General features: G+C 42.5%; 2 protein-coding genes and 1 pseudogene. 1 reads left to right on the plus strand and 2 read right to left on the minus strand.

The features are described from left to right. The first annotated feature begins 565 nt into the window (after positions 1–565). Entirely contained in the window at positions 566–1,453 is an 888-nt protein-coding gene (gene mph / locus FTU90_RS15840) for an Mph(E)/Mph(G) family macrolide 2'-phosphotransferase (protein ID WP_071830579.1), read from the plus strand. Between the two features lie 73 nt (positions 1,454–1,526). On the opposite strand, the gene FTU90_RS15845 is transcribed toward mph, so the two are convergent. Both FTU90_RS15845 and FTU90_RS15850 read right to left on the minus strand, forming a co-directional pair. Beyond that, on the minus strand, positions 1,527–1,991 hold the full coding sequence (locus tag FTU90_RS15845) for an ATP-binding protein (RefSeq protein WP_071830580.1): 465 nt from the start codon (positions 1,989–1,991) through the stop codon (positions 1,527–1,529). A 67-nt stretch (positions 1,992–2,058) separates the two neighbouring features. Then, positions 2,059–2,180 (minus strand): annotated as a pseudogene (locus tag FTU90_RS15850) (hypothetical protein); the annotation flags it as partial.

A 2,180-nucleotide genomic window follows, 5' to 3' on the forward strand; every position in this document is an offset into this window, starting at 1 on the left:
GTAAATTTTCAGCGTTGCTGGCTCCCCGTCAGCCGGATTGGGTTGCATCGCAGGGGTGTCGAAAGAGTCAACTGCGGTCCAAAGCTGTTGGACTTGGGTGAAAAGGGCGTTTATTCTTCCTATACGTGAACCGCATCCTACGGAATGAGTAACCCTTGCCCTATTGTGAGTAGAACGTCGTATAATTCAAACGAAAGCAGTTAATAGGTATGAAATATCACAGCACAAAAGAGCGACAGGACATGTTTAGATGATGTTATTATAAAATAATAACATCATGGATGAATAAAAAATAATTTTCTATCTTTACAACTATGTTATACTTCTATGATAAGGCTATGATGGCAAAGCCTTGGTTTTCCTAATCAAATAGTCGCCGAGATGGCTTCAATGCGACAGTAGGTCTACTGTCTCACAATTAATTCATGTATCAGATTTTTGTTCCCTGATGGGAAGTGTTATCCATACGAAAAGAATATGGGTAAAGTGTTACACCTGTATATGACATTCAGAATGTCCTGTCGGGGGAACTGGTACCAATTTAATAAAAGAAAACAGTATAGAAATGACAATCGAAGATATGCAAACATTAGCCCTAGAGCATGGGCTGAGAATTTCGGAAGAGATGAGCGTCAATGAGATGGGCATCGACTTTAGAGTTGCCTTTGTAAAGGAAGTAAACGGTGAGAACTGGGTACTCCGTATACCTCGAAGAAGCGATATGCTTGAACAAATCGAAAATGAAAGTAGAATATTGGATTTAGCCAAAAGAAACCTGTCGATCAATGTCCCTGATTGGAAAATTGTATCGGAGCGCCTAATAGCCTACCCTTTACTGGAGGATGCGCCTGCTCTGACATTCGATGCGATAACACATGAGGTTTCTTGGAACATAGATCGCGATAGCATAGCTTATGTGGAGTCTCTGGCAAAATCATTGGCCGAATTACATCGTATTACAGCTGACGATGTGAGAAAGAGCAACTTGAAAATAATGACTCCAAGTGAATTGAGGACCGAAATAGCTGACCGTATCCACTTGGTGAAATCTGAGATAGGTATCAGCGAGCCGTTGGAAAACAGATACCGTAGATGGTTGGACAATGACCCTTTGTGGCCTGAATTCACTTGTTTCATCCATGGCGATCTCTATGCAGGGCATGTCTTAACCTCGAAGGAAGGTAAGACCTCTGGTATCATAGATTGGTCTACTGCGCATATGGGTGATCCTGCACTGGACTTTTCTGGTCACGTATCGGTTTTTGGAGAGGATAGCCTGAAGAGTTTGATAACGGAGTATGCTAAACAAGGCGGAACGATATGGGATAGGCTCTACGAACAATCTATAGAGAGGGCTGCTGCAGCTCCATTAGCATATGGCGCTTTTGCGGTAGAGTGCAACGACGATAATCATATCAATGCCGCCAGAGCAGCCTTAGGTATTGTTCAATAAAATGATGTGAGGATACTTTTTTAAATGCTAAAATAGGAGTTCGATTGGTGCCACTTAAGAGTATCATTGATTTCTATTTTAGCCAGTATCCTCCACTTTTAGGAGCTCCTCGAAACTCGATTTTATGATCATCTCTTAAGATTTTGAGCCACCGCTCTACTATCTTGACAGGAACTAATAGCTCGTTTACTAAAAATGGTGCACGCTTTCCTGGATTAGTTCTTATCTGATTAAATAGTAGATTTACTCCCTCACTTACTCCCTCATTAGATTCGAAAAGTAGCTTTGATGAGACAATAACTCGAAAACCGTGCTGGAAATTTTCAAAGACAGGGGGACGCAGACCATAGGATGCGAAGCCTTCTTGGATTCGTTTGATGCCTGACCCATATTTTTCAATAAAATGCGCTTCTTTGAACGTGGCAGATATCCTTTTATTGCGCGCCCATGGCGAGTAATCTTCACGAAGAAGCTGATCAATCGTTAAGTTATCAGCTAAACCACCTGGATTGAAAAACTCTATGGAATTGTAATACACCCTGATTATGGAATCGGCAAATTAATTTGGACTTGGGTGAAAAGGGCGTTTATTCTTCCTATTACGTTGTCGGCAGCGGGCCAAAAAGGAATACGTCCATGCCCATCGAGGTGAAACCGGCTGTGAGCGCGGGTTCAAGCATATAGCCCGACAGGCGCGTATCCTTGCCGATCACGACACGATGGCGGT

Origin of the sequence: Acinetobacter sp. YH12200 (assembly GCF_013418175.1) — a bacterium.
GTDB classification, from domain to species: domain Bacteria; phylum Pseudomonadota; class Gammaproteobacteria; order Pseudomonadales; family Moraxellaceae; genus Acinetobacter; species Acinetobacter pseudolwoffii.

What these genes read in the sequence shown, in the direction of transcription:
- mph (WP_071830579.1), top strand. Translation starts at nt 566, where the DNA reads ATGACAATCGAAGATATGCAAACATTAGCCCTAGAGCATGGGCTGAGA.